The sequence below is a fragment of the Paracoccus sp. NIOT.M2S5SZ12 genome (assembly GCF_057748165.1).
Window position 1 is genome coordinate 1 of record NZ_JBYLFR010000068.1, and the last position, 747, is coordinate 747.

A 747-nucleotide genomic window follows, 5' to 3' on the forward strand; every position below is an offset into this window, starting at 1 on the left:
GCCCACCGGGTGTGCCCGATGCCCGCATGGCCGGTCAGCGGCTGATGGACCAAGAGGTCCGACAGGTTGACCAGCTTGCCCACCGCCCGCCGCCGCTCCAGCCGCCCCGATCCGTCCACCGTCGCCACCCCCGCGCTGTCATAGCCCCGGTATTCCAGCCGCCGCAGCGCATCCACAAGCTGAGGAGAGACCTCGTGATGCCCCAGAATCCCGATGATGCCGCACATGACGATGATCCGAACTCAGCCACAAAAATACGCAACCTGCCTTGCGCAACGCCTTCGGTCTGACCTATCGCGCGCCTTGGCGTCAAGATGATACCTAAAATCAGTGCGGTCCCACTGCGGACACCGCTGCTCGACGCGGGCTGGACAGGCGATGCGTTTACAGGACACCGGCATCACATATCCCGCAGGTGCGGCATGTCGGCTGCGATCCGGACGCTCGGACGCCGCGCGGTTTGCCCTTGCAGCAGCGCGGCAGTGGCGGTATTCACAAGGCAGCGCGGGTGTAGCTCAATGGTAGAGCTTTTGCTTCCCAAGCAAGTGACGAGGGTTCGATTCCCTTCACCCGCTCCAGAATTTTATTTTGAAAGTTACGACGCTTCAAAATTTCTGCTGATCGCTGCATTAGCCCTTTGGACGGCGTCGTGAACCGCGCCGGGTTTGCCGGAGGCTCCAACTCTTGAGTAGGATGGAGCATCATGAGCAAGACCACGAACAAGTTTTCCCCTGAAGTGCGCGAGCG

Annotated in this window: 1 tRNA gene and 1 pseudogene; one reads left to right on the forward strand and one right to left on the reverse strand. The window is 61.2% G+C overall.

From position 1 onward, the window contains the following. Positions 1-227: pseudogene (locus AC2SGK_RS18320) on the reverse strand (glutamine--fructose-6-phosphate transaminase (isomerizing)); the annotation flags it as partial. Between the two features lie 277 nt (positions 228-504). On the opposite strand from AC2SGK_RS18320, the gene AC2SGK_RS18325 reads away from it, so the two are divergent. Beyond that, positions 505-578, forward strand: a tRNA-Gly gene (locus AC2SGK_RS18325). Positions 579-747: the final 169 nt, after the last annotated feature.